The 19,861-nt window shown below is 35.4% G+C and carries 21 protein-coding genes; 7 read left to right on the top strand and 14 right to left on the bottom strand.

Annotated features, from left to right (window positions below; translation table 11 throughout):
* Nucleotides 1-118: 118 nt before the first annotated feature.
* Nucleotides 119-616, top strand: coding sequence for a hypothetical protein (locus AEQSU_RS00715; protein ID WP_014780932.1), 498 nt, complete (start codon nucleotides 119-121; stop codon nucleotides 614-616).
* Nucleotides 617-665: 49 nt separating this feature from the next.
* On the opposite strand, the gene AEQSU_RS00720 is transcribed toward AEQSU_RS00715, so the two are convergent.
* From AEQSU_RS00720 to AEQSU_RS00740, 5 genes are all read right to left on the bottom strand, one after another.
* Nucleotides 666-1,517 carry a universal stress protein gene (locus tag AEQSU_RS00720; RefSeq protein ID WP_014780933.1) on the bottom strand — a complete coding sequence of 284 codons (852 nt, stop codon included), beginning with the start codon at nucleotides 1,515-1,517 and terminating at the stop codon, nucleotides 666-668.
* 45 nt (nucleotides 1,518-1,562) lie between these two features.
* The gene (locus AEQSU_RS00725; RefSeq protein ID WP_014780934.1) at nucleotides 1,563-2,411 is read right to left on the bottom strand and encodes a universal stress protein; all 849 of its coding nucleotides are present in this window, start codon (nucleotides 2,409-2,411) and stop codon (nucleotides 1,563-1,565) included.
* Between the two features lie 188 nt (nucleotides 2,412-2,599).
* Nucleotides 2,600-3,433 (bottom strand): universal stress protein, encoded by an 834-nt coding sequence (locus tag AEQSU_RS00730; protein ID WP_014780935.1) that lies wholly within the window; start codon nucleotides 3,431-3,433, stop codon nucleotides 2,600-2,602.
* A gap of 168 nt (nucleotides 3,434-3,601) precedes the next feature.
* Complete coding sequence (locus AEQSU_RS00735; RefSeq protein WP_014780936.1) at nucleotides 3,602-4,642, bottom strand: response regulator; 1,041 nt, start codon at nucleotides 4,640-4,642, stop codon at nucleotides 3,602-3,604.
* Nucleotides 4,643-4,648: 6 nt separating this feature from the next.
* Nucleotides 4,649-5,878, bottom strand: a complete 1,230-nt coding sequence (locus AEQSU_RS00740; RefSeq protein WP_014780937.1) for a PAS domain-containing sensor histidine kinase — start codon at nucleotides 5,876-5,878, stop codon at nucleotides 4,649-4,651.
* 110 nt (nucleotides 5,879-5,988) lie between these two features.
* On the opposite strand from AEQSU_RS00740, the gene AEQSU_RS00745 reads away from it, so the two are divergent.
* From AEQSU_RS00745 to deoD, 5 genes are all read left to right on the top strand, one after another.
* A complete protein-coding gene (locus AEQSU_RS00745) occupies nucleotides 5,989-6,393 on the top strand; it encodes a hypothetical protein (protein WP_014780938.1) in 405 nt (134 codons plus the stop codon).
* Between the two features lie 75 nt (nucleotides 6,394-6,468).
* The gene (locus AEQSU_RS00750) at nucleotides 6,469-7,335 is read left to right on the top strand and encodes an RsiV family protein (protein WP_014780939.1); all 867 of its coding nucleotides are present in this window, start codon (nucleotides 6,469-6,471) and stop codon (nucleotides 7,333-7,335) included.
* A gap of 11 nt (nucleotides 7,336-7,346) precedes the next feature.
* A complete protein-coding gene (trxA, locus tag AEQSU_RS00755) occupies nucleotides 7,347-7,649 on the top strand; it encodes a thioredoxin (RefSeq protein WP_014780940.1) in 303 nt (100 codons plus the stop codon).
* Entirely contained in the window at nucleotides 7,649-8,320 is a 672-nt protein-coding gene (gene deoC, locus AEQSU_RS00760) for a deoxyribose-phosphate aldolase (protein ID WP_014780941.1), read from the top strand. The genes trxA and deoC overlap by 1 nt, the downstream gene beginning before the upstream one ends.
* A complete protein-coding gene (gene deoD, locus AEQSU_RS00765) occupies nucleotides 8,304-9,005 on the top strand; it encodes a purine-nucleoside phosphorylase (protein ID WP_014780942.1) in 702 nt (233 codons plus the stop codon). The genes deoC and deoD overlap by 17 nt, the downstream gene beginning before the upstream one ends.
* Nucleotides 9,006-9,070: 65 nt before the next feature.
* Here the strand turns inward: deoD and AEQSU_RS00770 are convergent, their stop codons facing one another.
* The 7 genes from AEQSU_RS00770 to AEQSU_RS16035 all read right to left on the bottom strand — a co-directional run bounded on the left by AEQSU_RS00770 (nucleotide 9,071) and on the right by AEQSU_RS16035 (nucleotide 17,723).
* Nucleotides 9,071-9,910: a universal stress protein gene (locus AEQSU_RS00770; RefSeq protein ID WP_014780943.1), complete on the bottom strand. Its 840-nt coding sequence runs from the start codon at nucleotides 9,908-9,910 to the stop codon at nucleotides 9,071-9,073.
* A gap of 11 nt (nucleotides 9,911-9,921) precedes the next feature.
* On the bottom strand, nucleotides 9,922-10,221 hold the full coding sequence (hpf, locus tag AEQSU_RS00775; RefSeq protein ID WP_014780944.1) for a ribosome hibernation-promoting factor, HPF/YfiA family: 300 nt from the start codon (nucleotides 10,219-10,221) through the stop codon (nucleotides 9,922-9,924).
* Nucleotides 10,222-10,401: 180 nt separating this feature from the next.
* Entirely contained in the window at nucleotides 10,402-10,608 is a 207-nt protein-coding gene (locus tag AEQSU_RS00780) for a YgaP family membrane protein (RefSeq protein ID WP_014780945.1), read from the bottom strand.
* Between the two features lie 73 nt (nucleotides 10,609-10,681).
* Nucleotides 10,682-13,879, bottom strand: a complete 3,198-nt coding sequence (locus tag AEQSU_RS00785; protein ID WP_014780946.1) for an efflux RND transporter permease subunit — start codon at nucleotides 13,877-13,879, stop codon at nucleotides 10,682-10,684.
* A gap of 2 nt (nucleotides 13,880-13,881) precedes the next feature.
* Nucleotides 13,882-14,961, bottom strand: a complete 1,080-nt coding sequence (locus tag AEQSU_RS00790) for an efflux RND transporter periplasmic adaptor subunit (protein ID WP_014780947.1) — start codon at nucleotides 14,959-14,961, stop codon at nucleotides 13,882-13,884.
* 6 nt (nucleotides 14,962-14,967) lie between these two features.
* A complete protein-coding gene (locus AEQSU_RS00795) occupies nucleotides 14,968-16,272 on the bottom strand; it encodes a TolC family protein (protein WP_014780948.1) in 1,305 nt (434 codons plus the stop codon).
* A gap of 299 nt (nucleotides 16,273-16,571) precedes the next feature.
* Nucleotides 16,572-17,723, bottom strand: coding sequence for a T9SS type A sorting domain-containing protein (locus AEQSU_RS16035; protein WP_014780949.1), 1,152 nt, complete (start codon nucleotides 17,721-17,723; stop codon nucleotides 16,572-16,574).
* A 282-nt stretch (nucleotides 17,724-18,005) separates the two neighbouring features.
* Here AEQSU_RS16035 and AEQSU_RS00805 point away from each other — a divergent pair, with 282 nt between their 5' ends.
* Nucleotides 18,006-18,599 (top strand): class I SAM-dependent methyltransferase, encoded by a 594-nt coding sequence (locus AEQSU_RS00805; protein WP_014780950.1) that lies wholly within the window; start codon nucleotides 18,006-18,008, stop codon nucleotides 18,597-18,599.
* A 178-nt stretch (nucleotides 18,600-18,777) separates the two neighbouring features.
* Here the strand turns inward: AEQSU_RS00805 and AEQSU_RS00810 are convergent, their stop codons facing one another.
* Together AEQSU_RS00810 and AEQSU_RS00815 are read right to left on the bottom strand one after the other, a co-directional pair.
* Nucleotides 18,778-19,350, bottom strand: coding sequence for a cytochrome b/b6 domain-containing protein (locus AEQSU_RS00810; protein ID WP_014780951.1), 573 nt, complete (start codon nucleotides 19,348-19,350; stop codon nucleotides 18,778-18,780).
* A 32-nt stretch (nucleotides 19,351-19,382) separates the two neighbouring features.
* Entirely contained in the window at nucleotides 19,383-19,772 is a 390-nt protein-coding gene (locus AEQSU_RS00815; RefSeq protein WP_014780952.1) for a DUF302 domain-containing protein, read from the bottom strand.
* Nucleotides 19,773-19,861 lie beyond the last annotated feature (89 nt).

Raw genomic sequence — 19,861 nt, forward strand, 5'->3', positions numbered from 1 at the left:
TTATTTAATAATAAAGAAAATATATGGTGTCAAAAATTTCAGCTAGAGGCAACTTTTTATGATAAAAATCATAAAAAGAAGAATACTGAAAAGTTACTTTTACCAAAATTTATCAATTATGAGAAAAGCAATTTTATACACAGCTCTTATTTCAGCAATTACAATAGGTTGTAACGATGCCAATAAGCAAGAACAATCTGAGACTGTTGAAGCAACAGAAGTGATTCAAGAAAATAATTCAGAAGAAATACATACCGAAGATCATTCTTTAAACAATGACTGGGTAAATGAAATAGCCCTAGATAACGGCGCCAAATGGGAAGCCAATCTGGAAACAAATGAAGGGGTACTAAAAATGCTTGAAGATATAAAGTCTAGCGAGCCACAATCTATTGAAGATTATCACGGCTTAGCTACTCAGTTAAATGAAGAAAAAAATACTGTAGTTAAACAATGTACGATGAAAGGACCTTCACACGATAACCTTCACGTTTTTTTACATCCATTAATTGAGAAAATTGGAGCTTTAGGAAAAGTTTCAACAACAACAGAAGGTGCCGAAATAACAAAAAGCATCAAGGAAAACCTCGATGCTTATAGTAATTATTTTAAATAATTGGCTACTCTATTTTTGAGAGTCTATATTTAAAATAGTTCGATCTGTTTTAATTTCTTAAATCGTGCATTGCCAAAAGAGGCACATTGGTATGCTTACCAAGTTCTTTCACCATTGGGTTTGAAAAAATACTGCTGAAAAAATTGTGTTTTTTGTTTACAATTGCAATCATTTCACTTTGGCGGCTTTGAACAAAACTGCGAACACCATCACGTAAATCTATATCAAATAGCGTGTGTTGTGTGAACGTTGCTGGGTCCAAAAGACGTTCCAGTAATGCTTTGTTATCCAATTGTGCTTTTGTCAACGTTTTACCTTTTTGAATGTGCAAAATGCGGATTGGAGCGTTTGTGCACCGTGAAATTTCAACCAAAGTTGCCAGTTCCTTTTCCTTATAATGCGTTCTAAAACTGGTCGGAAATACAATCTCGTTAGGATCCTTAAACATAACAGTTGCTGGAATGGCGAGCACTGGACAATTCCTGATTTCCTCCATTGCATTTACGGCATTACTTCCAAGGATTATGGTTTTATTGTCCGTTTCGCCCTGAGTTCCCATTACAACCAATTCAATATCTTGCTTCTCAACTGTTTTTTTCAGAACATCGAAAAACGACCCAAATTCAGTAATATATTGAAATGTGTGTTTATCATTTTCTTCAAATAAACCCATCTGCACTTTAAACTTTTCCATATTCCTTTCAGCATTTTCCTTTGCCGCAAGATGTGCTTTTTCAGTGGGTTCGGGAATCAAAAGATTGTCTTTGGAATATCCTGAATGATAAAAGGTGTGCAATATAAAAAATTCGCAATCTTCCCTTTTGTATATTTCCATTGCATATTTAAGGGCGTTCCAAGAATTTTTTGAAAAATCTGTGGGAATTAATATTCGCTTTTTCATAATTGATTTTTTTTAAATGAATTGATTTACTTTTCTGCTACTATTTTAATATTTCACTGGAATTACTAAAGTGGGAACATGTGCGTGTTTCCCTACTCTACTAACCACTGGTTCGCGGAAAAGTTGCTTAATAAAAGCATGTTTGTGATAAATTAATGTAAAAAGGTCTATTTCTCTTTCATCGATAAAAGCGTGAAGCGATTTTGAAATGTTTCCGTTTTTAGGGACGAAATGAAACGCTGTGTCATATTCGGTAAGATCATTCTTAAACTTCTCAAAGTTCTGTTGTTGTTTTTCATCCAAATTTGCTTCTAAACCTACGTGAATTATATGAAGTTGAGAATTATACTGTCTTACCAAACGCGTTATAGGTTTCAATTTTGAGAGTTGATAAAACTCATTATAGTCTGTTGCGAAAGCCATTTTTAAAGGAATCACAAAGCCAACTTGGCTGGGAACAATCAGTAGCGGACAACCTTCCAAACTTTTAGTAATCGTAACGGTCGTGCTTCCCATCAGTACATCTTCGGCGCCTGTACGACCTTTGCTGCCCATTACAACAAGGTCTATATCTTCAGAAACAACCAAGCTGTTTATGGATTTTGACAATGAAGCTGGCGTTGAAATAATTTCGTATTTGTGGGATTGTTTTTTTGTATCGAGTTTAATTTTCTCCAACAATTTTTCCCCATCCTCGTCAGATTGTTTGTAAAGGGTTTCAATAATACTATCAGAACGACCAATATCTACACGACTTGTTAATTTGCCGATTTCATCAGAAAAAGAATGAAGAATGGTTATACTTAAAGCTTCATCGCTAAAAAGTCTTGAAACATAAACTAATGCAGCATACGCATTATTTGAGAAATCTGTGGGAACTAATATTTTTCGCATGATATTACTTTAAAAATTGAAAAGTAAAGGTAGCAAACGGAACACTAAAAAAGTATGATTAATGTCATCTTAACTATTGATTATTAAGGATTTGTTAAGAAAAATACAACTGTAGATTTATGACTTGAAAATTTGAAATGTAGAAATATTTAATTAAATTTTTTTTACTGAAAACTGAATACTAAAAACTATTCATGAATCACCAAAAACGGAACGTGGGTGTGATAACTCACAAATTTCACCGCCGGCCTTAGGAGCAATCGCTGGATGAAATTCAAATTTTTTGCTACAATTGAAACTAAGCTTATTTCCCAAGTTTCAACGAAGTTTTCAATACCAGTTTCAAGTTCCTTGTTTTCCACAAAGTGAAAACTGTGTTTCTTTTCCCTAAAAAAATAGTGCAGAAATCCCTTGTTGTCTGTTTGGGTTACGCTAAGATCTGAATTGTTGGATTTCACATGAAGCACGCGAAGTGGCGCATTGTGAAGACTCAAAGTTTCAGAAAGTGTACTTATCACCTTGTTGCGATAAACACAGTTGTAGTCTGTAACAAAAGCAATGTTTTTTACGCCTACAAAGCGCGCATCTCCTGGGATTATCATTATTGGACATTTCACTTTTGTGATAACCTCTACAGTATTGCTTCCCATGTCACTAGAATTATTTTTTGATGCGCCTTTTGTACCCATCAAAATATAGTCTATTTCCTTTTCGGAAACTTGTTTGCGGATGGCTTCCACTAAATTTGAATCTTCTTCAAGAGCGAAAAAGTTGTGTTCGGAGTTTTTGGTTGAAATTCGACATGTAGTTATTTCCGCTTTTAAAAGTGAAGTCGTGTTTTGAACGGTTTGTATTTCGGAATCAAAAAAACCTTCAAACTCAGGATCTACTTGAAGTTTGCCTTTGGAGGACGAATGAAGTATGTAAAAATTCACAGGAATTTCGGCAAAATAATCCAGCGCATACCTAATGGCATTATGCGCATTCTCAGAAAAATCCGTAGGAATTAATATATTTTTCATTGCAAACAATTCACACTGACAAATGTATCTGTACTGTTTGTTACAATAAATGACAAAAATCAGTTTTTAGTAAATTGACTGATTTAATGTTGAAAACAGGAAAAAATAGTTTAGGAAAAAACTTCATAAACTATATGCAAAAGGAGTATTCGAAAGTTTAAAAGCGATTTAATTAATATCTCTTAAACTCTCCAAATCTATAACTCGAATATCTCGTCCTTCAATTTCAATAATACCACTTTTTTTAAAATCTGAAAGTGTTCTTATTAAACTTTCCGTAGCAATTCCCGCGGTTGCGGCTAGATCATTTCTAGAAATTCGCAATGGAGCTTTTGGATTTTTATTCATTATTTCAACAAACTGAATAATGGTTGAGGCCGTTTTTTTCCTAACCGAGCTATACGCCATTTTCAGTAATTGTTGTTTTACATCAGCAAGATTATCGGAAAGAAGATTCATTAATTCTAAAGAAACATCTTGGCTTTTCTTCAAAATATCCTTGACGTAAGCTTTTGATAATCCAACAATTTCAACATCTTCCACAGCTGTTGCGGTTTCGTTGTACGGAAAATTATCATCAAAAGACGTAAAGCCTAAAAAGTCGTCTTCTTTGTGAAGACCAGTGATTAGTTCCTTTGCATTGTCATCCATAGTGTGGGTTTTCACAACGCCCTTAAGTATTAAAAAAAGACTGTTAGAATGATCGCCTCTACGATAAATATTTTCTCCCTTTTTATATTTTGAAACTTGGCCTTCATCACAAAAAAAATTCTTTAACTGATTTAGATTTTTTGGATTTTCTTCATCTATAGAAAGGTTTTGATTTCTCATTGCTAAAATGCTCGCCTTTGCCAAGCGACTTTCCACAGCACTTAACAGCTCTTCTTCATCAAAAGGTTTTGTGAGATAATCGTCCGCGCCCATATCCATTCCTTTTCTAATTTCTTTGTGTTCCGTTTTGGCCGAAAGAAAAATGAAAGGAATATGCTTGGTTTTTTCTTCAGAAGTTACTGCTTCCAATACACCATAACCATCAATTTCGGGCATCATAATATCACAAATAATTATGTTTGGCGTTTCTTGAATTGCTTTTTCTATCCCTATTCTGCCGTTTGGGGCAGTAAAAACTTTGTAATTGGAAAGCTCCAAAAGCTCGGCGGTGTTTTCGCGTAAGGCGGTGTCGTCTTCAATTAGGAGGATGGTTTTCATTTAATTTTATATATTTTGTATTGGAAAAGAAATAGTGAATTTACTGCCATTATTTTCTACACTTTCAAAACTAACACTTCCGCCAAGGCTTTCCAAATGGCTCTTTACAATGTTAAGACCAATACCCGTGCCTTGATTCAACAAAGCGTTTTCTGCCCGGAAATATCGATTGAAAATGTACTTTTGCTCTTTCTGCGGAATCCCAATTCCTTCGTCAATAATTTCTATACTTAGTAAATCTTTTTCGTGAAGCACAACCACATCAATCGTGCTGTGTTCTGGCGAATATTTCACTGCGTTATTTATAAGGTTCGTTAAAGAAAGCTCTAGGATTTTTTCATCAAAATTTATTGTAATATCATCAATATCATTGGGATAGTTTATTTTCTGACCTTCCTTCAATAACATGTTTGCGTTATAAATTACTTCATTCACAACTTTACTCAACGGAAATGTATCAAACTTATAATTAGCCTTTCCAGATTCCAAGCGCTCAATAGATAAAAAATCATTCAAAATATTATTTAAATATTTCACTTTACTTTGAATGGTTTTTAGGTGCTTTTCCCTTTTATCCTGTTGCTCGGTTTCAGTATATTTTCCAGCGAGTGTAGCTGAAGTGAGAATCCCGCTCAAAGGAGTTTTAAATTCGTGTGAAACCAAGGACAAGAACTTTGTTTTCAAATCATTCAATTCGCGTTCCTTCCGTAGAGATTCCGTGATTTTATGCTCGGCTTCCTTGCGTTTTGCAACTTCTTCATTTAATTCATCAATGGTTTTCTTAAGTTCTTTGGTACGATCTTGAATTTTTTGTTCCAATGAGGAGTTAAGTTCTATAATTTCGTTTTCTTGATTTTTACGAACAGAAATATCGGTTACAAGCGCCATAACATATTTACTGCTGTAAATTTCAAAAGGATTTAATCCAGCTTCCACAGGAAAAATGCTTCCATCCTTACGTTCTCCATAAAGATCGCGTCCGTGCCCCATTTGCCTTGGATCTCTTTTCCCTAAAAATTCATTAACTTGTTTTGGGTGACTCTGACGGTATTCTCTGGGAATCAAAACGTTTAAGCTTTTTCCCAAAAGCTCGCCAGTTTTATACCCAAACATATTGTCTGCAGCTTCATTAGAAGTAACAATTTCCTGTTTCTCGTTAACGATAACAATGCCTTCTGAAATCGCTTCAGACAAAATCTTGAAAATGTTTCCTTTTTTTTCCTCAAAAACCTTCATCCCCCAAAAGTAAGGATTTTAAACAGTTTTTGAGAACTGATTTATGTCATAAAAATTCTTAAACAAACAAGTTAGTTTTACCTCATTAAAAATCATTAAACTATAGAATTATGGGAACCTTAGAAAAACCGCAGCTGCTGTTTTATCAGAAAACTGGTGAGCTTTTTTACGCCATTGCAGCGGCAGACAAAGTAGTGCGAAAGGAAGAATATAACGCACTCAAAAAATTGGTTTTGGAAGAATGGAAAGACCTTGATGCTTATGAAGATCCGTTCCATACCGATGCTGCCCACCAAATAGAAGTGGTTTTTGAATGGTTTGATTATGAACAACTTGAAGCAAAGGAATGCTTTGATAGTTTCGCAGATTATAAAACAGAAAATGCTAAGCTTTTTACCAAAGAACGAAAAGAATTAATTTGGAAAACTGCAAATGCTATAGCCAATAGCTTCGCCGGAAAAAACAAAATCGAAGTGATTATGCTCGCTAAACTGAAAATTCTTTTGAAAGATTAAAAGCCGTACATTGAAAAAATTCCTTTTCGGCAATAAAATTGTTTGCTTATTTTTATTAATTAAAAAATCCAAAACATGAGAGTTTTTCTGTCATTAGTATTTATTTTCACTTTAATTGCTTGTAAAAACGATCCAAAAAAGGAGGAAGTTGTAACGGATATGGAAATCAATTCCGAAATAATTTTAGATTCTTTGAAAGTTTCCAACGAAAACTTAGAATTTCAACAAAAAGCTCTCAATCTGAAAAGACGAGAACTTCTTGAGAAAAAAGATTCTAAAGCAGAATTAGAAGAGTTACTTATCTCTAAATCTTTTTTAAAGGTAGACGACTTGTACACTTTGAATTTTAAATATCCATACCTAAACGAAAAAATAAAACCTCAATTTGAAAATTTCAACGAATATATCAACAAACACTTTGTAGCTATAAAAAGCATAGAAAAGCAAATTTTGGAAGAAAAGCGACTGTGTGATTCATTAGGAATTCCTAAACAAAATGAATTGCGAACAGTAGATTACAAAATCTACAACCTCAACGACAGACTGATTAGCGTTCTTTTTTACAAAGAAAACCACTACACTGGCGCTGCTCATGCTGCCTATACTTTTGAATGTTTAAATTTTGACTTGGAGCGTGCAGTTTTCATGAAATATGAAGATTTTTTCAATAATGGAACTGAAGAAGAGCTTCGCGAAATTTTGAATTCACTTTTAAAGGAAAAGATAAATTCTGGTGAAATTTATTACGATTGTTGGGCAATTTCTGCAGATGATTTTTTCGGCGCAAAAAATAATTTTGTAATAAATGATGATGTGGTAGAATTTTACTTTGACGATTGTGTTATTTGTCCGTCCTACACAGGAACGTATTCTATAAAAATTCCGTTGGAAATGTTGATGCCTGTTTTAAGGAAAAACAAAAGGAATCCTCTATTAGGCTAAAAAAATAAACAATGAAAAGCAACTTCCATAAAATAATAAACTCAGAAATACCTGTATTAGTTGACTTTTATGCAGATTGGTGCGGACCTTGCAAAATGCTTGCACCAATACTAAAACAAGTAAAAGATGAATTGGGAGATTATGTGAAAATTGTAAAAATAGACGTTGACAAAAACCAACCCTTAGCTTCACAATTTCAAGTGCGAGGTGTTCCAACAATGATTCTTTTTAAAAACGGAAAACAACTTTGGAGACAGAGCGGCGTTCTTCAAAAAAACGAACTTGTTACTATAATCAATCAACACAAAAATTGATGGAACTGAATAAGTATATAGATCATACTGTGCTCAAGGCAACAACTTCTCCAAAAGATATTATAAAACTTTGTAACGAAGCTAAAGAATATAATTTTTATGCCGTTTGTGTTAACAGTTGTTATGTTCTTTTAGCTGCAAAGGAATTAAAAAATAGCCATGTAAAAGTCGCTGCGGTTGTTGGTTTTCCTTTAGGTGCAAACAGTTGCCACACCAAAGTATGCGAAGCAGCACAATGTATAAAAGATGGCGCAGATGAAATTGATATGGTACTGAACATTGGTCTACTGAAAGCAAAATTACACAAATCTGTTCGGGAAGAAATCTCAGCTGTTAAGGAAGCAATTGGCAGTAGAACTTTAAAAGTAATACTTGAAACCTGCTATTTAACCGATGATGAAGTACGAATAGCTTGCCAAATAGCTAAGCGTGCTGGTGCCGATTTTGTAAAAACCTCCACCGGTTTCGGAACAGACGGAGCAACAGAAAACGTCGTAAAAATAATGATTTACGAAGTTGGCGACACCTTAAAAATAAAAGCTTCCGGAGGAATTAAAGATACTGAAACTGCCAAAAAATATATTGAAATGGGTGTTAGTAGAATAGGAACTTCCTCGGGAATCGAGATTGTAACGTCCACAAAAAAAGACACAGATGAGCACACATATTGAAGCCAAAGCTGGCGAAATTGCAGAATCGGTTTTACTTCCTGGCGACCCAATGCGCGCCAAATGGATTGCAGAAATTTTTCTTGAAAACGCAAAATGCTATAATGACGTTCGTGGAATGTTGGGCTATACAGGCACTTTTCAGGGGAAACCGATTTCGGTTCAAGGAACTGGAATGGGTATTCCTTCGGCCTTAATTTATTGCCACGAACTTATTAATGATTACGGCGTGAAAAACCTAATTCGCGTTGGTTCGGCTGGCTCGTATCAAAAAGACATCAATCTACGCGATATAGTAATTGCAATGGCTGCATCCTCAAATTCTGGCATAAACAACACACGTTTTGTAAACTGCGACTTCTCGCCTACTGCCAATTTCGAATTATTTATGAAAGCCGCACTTTACGCTAAGGAAAGAAACATTCCCATAAAAGCAGGAAACGTGCTTTCCAGCGATCAATTTTATGAAGACGACTTCAATAATTATAAAAAATGGGCAGAGTTTGGAGTGCTTTGCGTAGAAATGGAAGCTGCTGGACTCTACACAATCGCTGCCAAATTCAATGTGAAAGCTTTGGCTATTTTGACTATTTCCGATTCCTTGGTAACTGGTGAAAGTACCACTGCTGAAGAACGTGAAGGCAGTTTTTCAAAGATGATTGAGATTGCGCTTAACACTTTACTTTAGAGATAAAAAAGCAGGAATTCAAAATGAAATTCCTGCTTTCTGTTGTTAATTGATGTCGATAGCAATTAACTTATCTTAAAAGTCATTACTGGCAAATCTGAATGGTTTACCACGTCTTCGCCAATACTTCCAGAGAAAAAGTGTGCCAAACCTTGGCGACCTTGCGTTGGTAAAGCAATAATATCTGCGCCTGCAAGTTGGCTATAAGCAAAAATTCCAGCTTCCACAGAATAGTCGTTATATTGGACTACATTATTTAGACTTTCAAAAGGATTTGGCTCTTTGGCTTCATTCATAAAAGTTAAAATACGTTTTTCAATTTCACGAGTATTTCTGAAATCTCCCGCAAGATTTATATATATCGGCTGCATTTTAATTCCTAGTACGTCGAACATCCTTTTTGCTTTTAAATAAGGCGTTATTGAATTTGGCAAAAAGTCGCAAGCAAAAACGCCAAGTTGTGGATTAAAATCTGTTGTTTGGTGCTTAATGACCAATACAGGAATTTCAGAAGTGCGGACCACTTTTTCTGTGTTGCTTCCTACGAAAACTTCCTTTAAACCTGAACTTCCGTGAGACCCCATTACAATTAAATCTGCTTCAAAATCGAGTGCTACATCGTTCAATTCACTAAAAACTTTATAATTGTGAACGGCGTCCGTCACCTTTATTCCTTTCAAATAATCTTTATCAAGAAATTCTGCGAAACGTTTTTCAGCTAATTTCATATAAAACATTGCTTCAAAAACTTCTTTACTTTCATCACGCGTTACAACCGCTTCGCTAAGGCCCATCATATGTAGCGCAATAATTTCAGCGTTTTGTTTTTTGGCAATTCCTGCCGCAACTTCTAGGGCATAATCAGAATGCTGTGAGAAATCTACGGGAACTAATATTTTTTTCATCTTAATAATTTTTAGTGTATTGTGAATTTAGCTTTGCGTTTTTTGAGCTGTTTTTCGATATCCGAAATTGTTTCTTTTGCGGCGGCTTCAAAAGTTGCTTCTGTTGAAGTTGCAAATATTTTGGGTCCTGGAAGACTCAGTTCCATTTCACAAATGTTGCCTTTTCCATACACATTGTTTTCCAGTTTAAAACTAACATCAGCTCTAATAAGCCATTCATATTTTTCAGCGATTTTATTCAACCTCTTTTCTACATACTTGTTCATGGCCTCACTGGTGGGCATTTTCACGTATTGGATGTTTATAGTCATAGCTAATCTGAATTGGTTTATATTTTCAAATATATTCTATATATATCTGTTTTGAAATGACCAATGTCATAATTGGAAAGTCTTTCGAGAATATATTGCAGACACTTTTAGTAAATAAAAAATCCCGCAACAATATTTTGTCGCGGGATTTTTCGTGAGGTTTTAGTTGAAGAAAAACTGTTAGGAACTGCAACTTTCCTTTTTATCTTTTACTCCAATTCTTTTAAGAATTTTTTCCAACAAACACCATTTTGTAATTGATGACTGAAGTAAATTGAAGCCAACAAAACCAGTTAGCCACAACCAACTAATATTTATATAAACAGCCAATAAAAGACTGATTAATATAATAGCTCCTGCAACTCCTCTAATATATCTACTAATCATAATATTGAAATTTACAAGTTAAATACTTCGTTCTATCGGAACCACTAAAGCAATTAATATTTGCTTTTTTAAATTACTCCTTAAAGTTTTTCCGTTCAATCATATAATAAACCAACGGCACCACAAGCAATGTAAGCACTGTAGAAACAATGGACCCACCCATTAATGAAATTGCAAGTCCTTGAAAAATTGGGTCGAATAGAATTACAAATGCGCCAATCACAACGGTTCCGGCTGTTAATAAAATTGGAGTTGTTCGCACTGCTCCTGCTTCTATAACAGCTTGTTTTAGTGGAATTCCTTCCGCGGTTCGTAAATTTATAAAGTCTATTAATAATACTGAATTTCGCACCATAATTCCAGCGAGGGCAATCATTCCGATAAAGGAAGTAGCTGTAAAAAACGCGCCCATAATCCAGTGTCCGAGTACAATTCCTATTAAAGATAATGGTATTGCAACCATCATTACTATTGGAGCCTTAAAGTTTTGAAACCAACCTACAATCAAAATGTAAATGATGATGATTACTCCTAAGAATGCAATTCCCAAATCGCGGAATACTTCAAGCGTAATTTGCCATTCGCCATCCCATTTCACTGTATAATCGTCTTCATATTCTGGCTGTTGCAAATACAGTTCATTCATTTTATAACCAGCTGGTAATTTAATTTCGTTCAGCTTATCGGTCATTCCCAGAATAGCGTAAACAGGGCTTTCGAGCTCCCCTGCCATATCTGCCAATACATAAACCACTCGTTTTTGGTTTTTGCGGTAAATACTTTTTGCACGAATGGTTTCTTCAATCGTTACCAAATCGCCCACAGAAACCATATTGCCTTGTTTTGAAGCAATTTGCAATTGCGAAATATCCTGAATTGTAGATTTTTCCTTTTCATCTAAAGCCAATAAAATTCCAACTTGTTCTACAACGTTTTCATCGTAAAGATTGGTTACTGACTTGTTTGAAAGTGCCATATTCATTGTATAAACAATTTGTTGCGGCGCAATTCCGTAACGCATTGCTTTTTCTTTGTCTATTATAAATTCGTATTCCGTTTGATCGTCTTCAACCATCCAATCAACATCCACAACATCTTGAGTTTCGTTCAAAATGTTTTCAACTTGTTTTGCAACTGCAATTTGTTGGTCATAATCTGGCCCGTATATTTCAGCTACAATCGTTGAAAGTACTGGTGGTCCTGGCGGAGCTTCAACGATTTTTATATTCGCGCCAAACTTCTTTCCTATTTCTTGAATACGTGGTCTAATTAGTTTTGCGATATCGTGACTTTGAAGTTTTCTATCGTCCTTATTAACCAAATTTACCTGAATATCAGCCATATTGCTGCCACCACGTAAATCGTAATGGCGTACCAAACCGTTAAAAGTTATCGGCGCAGAAGTACCCACATAATTTTGATAATTCACTACCAATGGCTGTGTTGACAGGTATTGTCCAATTTCTTTAGCAACTACAGCTGTTCGTTCTAAAGTTGTTCCTTCAGGCATATCGATCACAACTTGCATTTCGTTTTTATTGTCGAAAGGAAGCATTTTTACAGCAACCGCATTTGTGAAAAACATCATTACAGAACCTAAAAGCATTATGACTGTGATTCCTAAAAATAGCCAGCGTGTTTTTATATTTTCAATTAAAGGAGTTTCTAATTTTGAATAAAGTCTATAGATGAAAGTGCTTTCTAAAGGTTTTTCTTCTTTCGGTGCTCTTCCTTTTTTGTCCTTTTCACGAAGGAAAATGTAACCCAAATACGGCGTAATTGTTAATGCAACAAACAACGAAAGTATCATAGCGATAGAAGCTCCAATTGGCATTGGCGACATATAAGGCCCCATTAATCCTGAAACAAACGCCATCGGCAATACCGAAGCAATTACCGTGAAAGTTGCTAAAATCGTTGGATTTCCTACTTCATTTATCGCGTAAATAGCTGCCTGCTTAAACGGTAAGCGTTTCATTTTGAAATGCCTATGCATATTTTCGGCAATAATAATGGAGTCATCAACGACGATTCCCGTAACGAAAACTAGTGCGAAAAGTGTAATTCTATTCAGTGTATAATCGAGTAGATAATAACTCAAAAGCGTTAATGCAAACGTAATTGGCACCGAAAGGAAAACTACCAAACCACCACGCCAGCCCATTGCCAGCATTACAATTAAAGTAACAGCAAAGATTGCTCCTAGAAGGTGCATCAATAATTCTGAAACTTTTTGTGAAGCGGTTTCGCCGTAATTTCTCGTGATTTCTACGTGAACATCATCTGGAATTAGGTTGCTTCGTAAATGATCTACTTTATCGATAATTACATTGGCAATTTTCATAGCATCCGCACCTTTTCTTTTTGCTACGGAAATGGTTACCGCAGGATATTCTGAAAGATAGTTTGAAGCATTTTCCGTAGCTCCGCCATAACCGAAGGAAACATAATTTCTCGGAATTTCGGGCCCGTCAAAAATTGCTGCAATCTGTTTTAAATAAATAGGTTGATTTTGTTGAACACCAACAACCAAGTTTTCAACATCGGTTGCAGACTTTAAAAAATTGCCCGTTGTAACCAAAAACTCCGTATCGTTTTTATCAAAACTGCCCGAGCTCAATTGCTGGTTGTTTGCCTTTATCATTTCGGCAACGCCCAAGAAGTCTAGACCGCTAGCAGCCAATTTATCTTTGTCTAAAACTACTCGCAGCTGTCTATTACGGCCACCAACTTTTTTGGTGGTGGAAACTTCTTTTACTTTTTCAATTTCCTGAGTCAGCTCGTCGGCGATTTGCTTTATTTGAAAATCATCATAATTTTCGCTCCAAAGTGTAACGCCCAACATTGGCACATCATCGATGGCACGAGGTTTTACAAGCGGCATGGTAACGCCCGGAGGCATTTTGTCCATATGCTTGTTCATTTCGTTGTAAAGTTTTACGAAGGAACGCTCAATATCTTCACCCACATAAAACTGAACAATTACCATTGCCCCTTCTTTCGAGGAGGTGGAATACACATATTCAACCCCAGGAATGTTGGAAACCAATTTTTCCAAAGGTTTCACAACCCTCGATTCTACTTCGGTTGGCGATGCACCTGGATAACCTACAAAGATATCGGCCATTGCAACATCAATTTGCGGTTCTTCCTCGCGCGGTATTAAAAACGAGGCCCACACACCAACGACCATAAACACGATCATCAAAAGCACTGTAAGCTTCGAGCCTATAAATAACTTGGCAATTTTGCCTGCTAATCCGTCCTTCATCGTTATTGCTTAATGGTTATTTTCGCCCCGTTGAAAAGTTTTCCTTCGGAAGAAATAATATAGTTTTCGTCTGCATTAAGTCCTGAAAGTATTTCCACATTGTCGCCGAAAGTTCGACCTATTCTTAACCAGCGAAGTATTGCAGTATTGCTTTCGCTCACTGTGTAAATTCCTGTTAATTGTCCGCGTTTTACCAAAGCTTCTTCTGGTACTAAAACTGATGTAACATCGGTTTTCTTTTCAATTGGAAACTGAACCGTCGCATACATTCCTGAAAGAATGCTGGCTTCAGTCTTATCTAAAACCACTTTTACCAAAAACTGTCCGCCCGTATTTCTAGCGGAAGTACTTACTTCGGTGACTGTTGCAGGAATTATTTTATCTGAAGATTTTACAATTACTTTCACTTCACTTCCAGGTTTTATTTTTGAAATTTCGCTTTCGGGAACTGAAGCAGTAACTTCAAAATTCCCTGGGCCTTCAACCGAAATTAATGGCATTCCTGGATTTGCCATATCGCCAGCTTCAATAAATTTGTTGGTAACAACTCCGTTAAAAGGAGCGCGAAGACTTACATACGCAAATTGCGATTGTACTTCGTTTTTCATTTGTCTTGCACCTTCAAGTCTTGCTTTTGCCATTTCATATCTGGCGCGTTGATCATCAAGTTCCTTCTGGCTTGCACTTTTATCTGCAAACAGATTTTGGAAACGTTGGTAATCTTTTTCGGCATTGTTGAAAGCCGCCTTAGCTTCCGTAATCCCAGCGCTTGTCTGCGCGTTTTTTGCAGAAAGATCAGAATTATTGATGCTTACTAACAATTGTCCTTTTGAAACTTTATCACCCACATTTACGTGAACTTTATCCACAAAGCCCATCATTCTCGTACTAAGAGTGGCGCTGTTGGCGGCTTCTATTTTTCCGCTGGCAGTTAAAAAAGGCGTGTTATTTTCAGCGGCAACCGAACTAACTGTTACTACAACTTCTGGGGAATTATCCACGATTTTTTCTTCGGAAGTATTATTACAGGCTGTAAAACTGATTACTGCTGAAAATAAGAGGAGCGTATATATATTTTTCATTGGTGGTTAGTTTTTTGTTAAAAATTGAAGGTATGCTAAAGCGTAATTATGCTGAAAAACGGTGTTGAAAAATTCTAACTGTTTTTGCGAAAACTGGGTTTCGGCCATTAACAAATCGGTTGTTCTTTCTAGACCTTCGGTAAATCTATTGGTGCGAATACGCAAGGCTTCTTTTGATTGTTCGAGTGCCAATTCGGTCAATTTTAAATTGTTTTTGGAGTCTTGAAACATACGTTTTGCTTTGTTAATTTCTAATTGGCTTTCGGCTTTGTATTGATCTAATTCAAGATTTGCTTGATTGAATTCAACTTTGCTTTTTTGTGTTTTTCCGAAACGCTTGGAGCCTTCAAAAAGATTCCAAGTTAGGGCTGCGCCATATAAATATCCGTTCGCATCTGCTTGAAAAATCTGGTCGTCGTATAGTTCGTAGCTTCCGAAAGCGTTTAGTCTTGGGAGAAATGTCATTTTATCTGCTTTGTAATTTTGCTTGTAAGCTTCGGTAGCAAACTCCATTGCTTGAATATCTGCTCTAGAATTTGAAAGTTTTTCAGCAAAACTTAATTCCGAAGCAACCATCAAAGAATCCGTTGGTTTTAAAACTCCCTCAACTTCTTCATTCATAAGCACGGCAAGATATTCCGAAGCATTTATCACATTACTTTTTGCGTATTGCAATTGGTTTTCTACTTCGGTAACACGCACTTGCACAGCTAAAACATCGCTTTGCTGCAAATAACCTTGCTTAAAACTGTTGTTTGCCAAACGAAGGTTTTCATTGGCAGCTTTATGAGCAGTTTCCAAAACGGTCACACTTTTATAGGCTAATTGCAATTGCATATACGCCTTTTCGGTTTCCAAAGAAAGATAATCGCCAGTCCTAGCTAGTTGCATTTGAGTTGCGTTCCACTTTGCTTTTGCTGCTTTTCTTTGATAAATACCGTCAACATTTATAAGAGGTTGTTGCACTTCAAATTTTGTGGCGAACATGTTAATCTGTGAAGGATTGTTTAAATTATTAGGATTAAAATCTGCTTGTGTAACTATTTCCTGATTCAGTTTAAAACCGAAAGCCATTAGCGGATTTGTAGTTGCCATTCCGCTATGCGAAGCACTTATGTTTGGCAAAAAAACTGCATTAGTCTGGTTGTAATCGCCTTTTGCCGCAAGTACTTGCTGCTCGCCTATCTTCAATTTATTATTTTGCTGAATCACCTTTTCCAGTACTGCTGCTTTGGAAATTGGGACTGTTTGCTGCGCAAATAGTATTGCTGGCAATAAACCAAATAGCGTAATTATAATTTTAATCTTCATTGCTACATTTAATTTGCGGCAAAAATACATTAGAAATTAGAGTGTGTAAGTAACTAATGTTACCAAAGACAGTATTGAGAATGAATAATGTCTAATGGCTAATGAATAATGCCTAATGAATAATTTCTGGTGAATGGTGAGTAGGAAAGAAATAATAAAGCTAATCGCCTATAAACTATATGCAAAAAAAGTCGGGAAACGCAAAATGCATAACCCGACTTATCTTCATTATTCTTAAATTGTAGCCAGACGTGCGCTTTAAACTTAAGGTGTCTAAATCTGACTAAATAAAAACCAAACTATTTTACTACTAACTTTTTGGTGTCAATACCATTTGAAGTTGAGAGTTTTACGTAATACACACCCGATTGAAGACCAGATACGTCCATACTCGTTTCACTCTTATTTAAGTTGGACTCTTTTAAAACCAATTTACCAGCAGTATCCAGAATATCAATATTTCTTAGCAGCGTGTTATTAGCGGTAATAGTTATAAAATCTGAAGTAGGATTAGGGTAAACAAGCATATTTACTGCATTAAGTCCGTGGTCTGGAATTCCTACAGTTCCAAGAAGATCATAGGTATATATATAGTCACAAACATAAACCAAATTACCTTGATCATCTTCAGTGTACCAATGTTTAAGAGTTACCTTATTCTTCATCTCTACAAGACTTTCCTTATCTGAGTCGGCCTCTGGTTTAATTGGTAAAACGAGCTGATCAATAGTATAATTTAGATCGTATTCATATTCGTTTCTGTTTGTAACCCTACTGCCACTTTTTTGTTCCCAGGTTATGCAATTTTTATTGGCATCATAATAGAACCATTCCGCACTAGGAGAATACCAAGAAGCGCCGTCCCAAAAGGATTGTGCTAAAGTTTTCAGCGTACCATCTGTATTGTATTGGTAATCTATCTTCCATGAATCTTCCATTGTACCAGAATTCCAAATGTCTTGTGAGAATTCTTCAATAATTTTACCTTCAGCATTATAGGTCAGTGTTCCAAGAGCAACTAAATCTGTACCATTCAAATACAGATTCCAGTTTGTGCGTACATTATTGTCATAAAAATAGTTATAAATTCCGCCTAAGGTAAAAGTGGTTCCACCAAAACTGTTGTAATTTGAGCGTGACAAACGATTGCCATTGCCATCATAAGTATATTCTATATACGAAACGTAAGTCCAAGTTCCGTTTATAAGCTGATAATTATCAAGTTTAATAATGTTATTAGACGCGTCATAAGTTAGCGCGTTTTTCAGTTCTGTACCATCTTCAAAAAGAATGTCAGTACCCTCCAATAAAAAATCTAAATTGTAAGTATAAATATCATATTCTAGTTCATCCGAAGATCTAATTTCTGCAAGGGAATATTCTTTGTTGGTTTGGGCATAGCCTACTGCCGAAAAGGCAATAGCAATGCATAGTAGTAAAAATCTTTTCATTATAATTTGTTTAAGAAATGGGGATTAAAAAAAATGTTAGCGGCAAACATATTCATATTATATTAATAATACCTCTAAATGAATGTAATTAAGTAAATTCAGAGAACAAACTCAACTTCTTCAAATGAATGCCTGCATCTTTAAGTTTTAAAGCTATTTTATTTTGATTACTAAGCGCATAAATGGTAGTATTAAGAAGAAATAGCGTTTAATGTCTAGTTTGTTTTAGAAAGCAGAAAATCCAAAAATTACCTTATATTGTTTCTTGAAATTTAAAAAGAAATGAATCATAGTGAAACTTTCGATTTATTAGGGAATGTTGACATTTACGTTATCGACCAAATTTTAAAAGGTCGCTATGAGCATGGTCAAAGTATATTAGATGCAGGATGCGGTACTGGGCGTAATTTAAAATGGTTTTATCAAAATGATTTTAATATATACGGGATAGATGTAGATGCGCAAAGAATTGCCGTGGCAAAGGAGATTTATCCAAAAGCTTCAGAAAACTTTATAGTTGGTGAATTAGACAATCTGCCTTACGAAGATCATAGTTTTGACCATCTTTTATGTTGTGCGGTTTTACATTTTGCACAGAGTGAAACACATTTTAATAAGATGATTGCCGAACTGTTTCGAGTGCTAAAACCATCGGGAACCTTATTGATACGCGTAGCTTCAGATATTGGCTTAAACGATAAAAAACCCTTTGTACAGGATGGCTCTAGTAAAGAAATTGCAGGGTTTTATATAACTCGCAGTATCATTTCAAAAATTTCAGAAGAATATCCGTTAGCATTGATTGAACCGGTAAAAACTACAAACGTTCAAGATATAAGAGTAATGACTACTTTAGTGTTTCAAAAGACGCTTTAAGATGTAAGACCGCTGCGCTGAAAGACTTAAGACCGCTTCGCTGCAAGACATAAGACTACATTTGGAATCTAGATTATTGATAATAGAAAAGCACCCTTTTCAGAATGCTTTTCAACCAATTAAATCTGCACTTATTAGGAACGAACCAACCAAGAAACGTTCCTAAATTCTTTTTATATTAATCATTAGAACCGCGTACAATTCTTGAAATGATTCCTTTTTGATTTGTGAATTCTGCTATTAGTACGCCGCCCACATGAACTACAATAAATGCAATGAGATAGTAAATACCCAGCACGTGAATTTCTTCCATTGATTCTTTCAAAGCCTTAGGACCCCAAACTATTAATAGCCCTGTAACTAATGATACCACTACGCAAACGTAAAAAATGATATACGTCCATTTTTGGATTTTCTGTTTTAGAGTTAGGTTTTTTACCAATGGGTTTTGAATTTTCATTGTTCCGAAAAACGGAAGTATAAAACGCAAACTGAATAAACCCGTTAAAACATAGCCCAAATAAATATGCCAGTCCCACATTGGTTTCCGGATCTGTTTTGCTAAAACGATTAGCTGCTCTCGCGTTAAAGATTGGTCGGTGCCACTGAGGTATGCTTGTATAATATCTGCCATATTATTTTTATTCATCCAAGTCAATCTCAGAAAAATAGTTATCAATAAAAGCAGAAAAGTAATGGCTACGGCCCAGTGGAGTATTCGGTAGATTTTAGAATATTTTACAGTTTCCATAATATTCGCGTTAAAATTAAACCCTTTGATTTTTAAATACTTTGAATGACTTTAGTCAATTTCTTTTGAACATCTTTCGCAATTTCTCCTAAGGAATCATTTTCTACAGCCATCATTGAAGCGGCTGGATTTACTGCTGAAACCTCAACAATTCCTGATTCGCGTTCCTGAACTATTACGTTACAGGGAAGCATCGTCCCTATTTTGTTTTCGGATTGTAATGCTTGATGTGCCATTTCTGGATTGCAGGCACCAAGAATGGTATAATTATAAAAATCTGCGTCTAGCTTATTTTTTAATGTAGCTTTAATATCTATTTCGGTCAATACGCCGAAGCCTTCTTTTTTTAAAGCTGCCGTTGTTTTTTCAATAGCTTCTTTAAAACTTGTGTTTTTTAATGTGGTGCTGATATAGTAATTCATGATTTTTAATTTTTTGATTGACTTAAACAATATTGAATAAAGGTAAGGCCACAAAACGGGAAGTTCTGTAACAAAGATTACACAAGGAG

Origin of the sequence: Aequorivita sublithincola DSM 14238, from assembly GCF_000265385.1 — a bacterium.
Taxonomy (GTDB): Bacteria; Bacteroidota; Bacteroidia; order Flavobacteriales; family Flavobacteriaceae; genus Aequorivita; species Aequorivita sublithincola.

What these genes read in the sequence shown, in the direction of transcription:
- AEQSU_RS00715 (WP_014780932.1), top strand. Translation starts at nt 119, where the DNA reads ATGAGAAAAGCAATTTTATACACAGCTCTTATTTCAGCAATTACAATA.
- AEQSU_RS00720 (WP_014780933.1), bottom strand. Translation starts at nt 1,517, where the DNA reads ATGAAAAAGCGAATATTAATTCCCACAGATTTTTCAAAAAATTCTTGG.
- AEQSU_RS00725 (WP_014780934.1), bottom strand. Translation starts at nt 2,411, where the DNA reads ATGCGAAAAATATTAGTTCCCACAGATTTCTCAAATAATGCGTATGCT.
- AEQSU_RS00730 (WP_014780935.1), bottom strand. Translation starts at nt 3,433, where the DNA reads ATGAAAAATATATTAATTCCTACGGATTTTTCTGAGAATGCGCATAAT.
- AEQSU_RS00735 (WP_014780936.1), bottom strand. Translation starts at nt 4,642, where the DNA reads ATGAAAACCATCCTCCTAATTGAAGACGACACCGCCTTACGCGAAAAC.
- AEQSU_RS00740 (WP_014780937.1), bottom strand. Translation starts at nt 5,878, where the DNA reads ATGAAGGTTTTTGAGGAAAAAAAAGGAAACATTTTCAAGATTTTGTCT.
- AEQSU_RS00745 (WP_014780938.1), top strand. Translation starts at nt 5,989, where the DNA reads ATGGGAACCTTAGAAAAACCGCAGCTGCTGTTTTATCAGAAAACTGGT.
- AEQSU_RS00750 (WP_014780939.1), top strand. Translation starts at nt 6,469, where the DNA reads ATGAGAGTTTTTCTGTCATTAGTATTTATTTTCACTTTAATTGCTTGT.
- trxA (WP_014780940.1), top strand. Translation starts at nt 7,347, where the DNA reads ATGAAAAGCAACTTCCATAAAATAATAAACTCAGAAATACCTGTATTA.
- deoC (WP_014780941.1), top strand. Translation starts at nt 7,649, where the DNA reads ATGGAACTGAATAAGTATATAGATCATACTGTGCTCAAGGCAACAACT.
- deoD (WP_014780942.1), top strand. Translation starts at nt 8,304, where the DNA reads ATGAGCACACATATTGAAGCCAAAGCTGGCGAAATTGCAGAATCGGTT.
- AEQSU_RS00770 (WP_014780943.1), bottom strand. Translation starts at nt 9,910, where the DNA reads ATGAAAAAAATATTAGTTCCCGTAGATTTCTCACAGCATTCTGATTAT.
- hpf (WP_014780944.1), bottom strand. Translation starts at nt 10,221, where the DNA reads ATGACTATAAACATCCAATACGTGAAAATGCCCACCAGTGAGGCCATG.
- AEQSU_RS00780 (WP_014780945.1), bottom strand. Translation starts at nt 10,608, where the DNA reads ATGATTAGTAGATATATTAGAGGAGTTGCAGGAGCTATTATATTAATC.
- AEQSU_RS00785 (WP_014780946.1), bottom strand. Translation starts at nt 13,879, where the DNA reads ATGAAGGACGGATTAGCAGGCAAAATTGCCAAGTTATTTATAGGCTCG.
- AEQSU_RS00790 (WP_014780947.1), bottom strand. Translation starts at nt 14,961, where the DNA reads ATGAAAAATATATATACGCTCCTCTTATTTTCAGCAGTAATCAGTTTT.
- AEQSU_RS00795 (WP_014780948.1), bottom strand. Translation starts at nt 16,272, where the DNA reads ATGAAGATTAAAATTATAATTACGCTATTTGGTTTATTGCCAGCAATA.
- AEQSU_RS16035 (WP_014780949.1), bottom strand. Translation starts at nt 17,723, where the DNA reads ATGAAAAGATTTTTACTACTATGCATTGCTATTGCCTTTTCGGCAGTA.
- AEQSU_RS00805 (WP_014780950.1), top strand. Translation starts at nt 18,006, where the DNA reads ATGAATCATAGTGAAACTTTCGATTTATTAGGGAATGTTGACATTTAC.
- AEQSU_RS00810 (WP_014780951.1), bottom strand. Translation starts at nt 19,350, where the DNA reads ATGGAAACTGTAAAATATTCTAAAATCTACCGAATACTCCACTGGGCC.
- AEQSU_RS00815 (WP_014780952.1), bottom strand. Translation starts at nt 19,772, where the DNA reads ATGAATTACTATATCAGCACCACATTAAAAAACACAAGTTTTAAAGAA.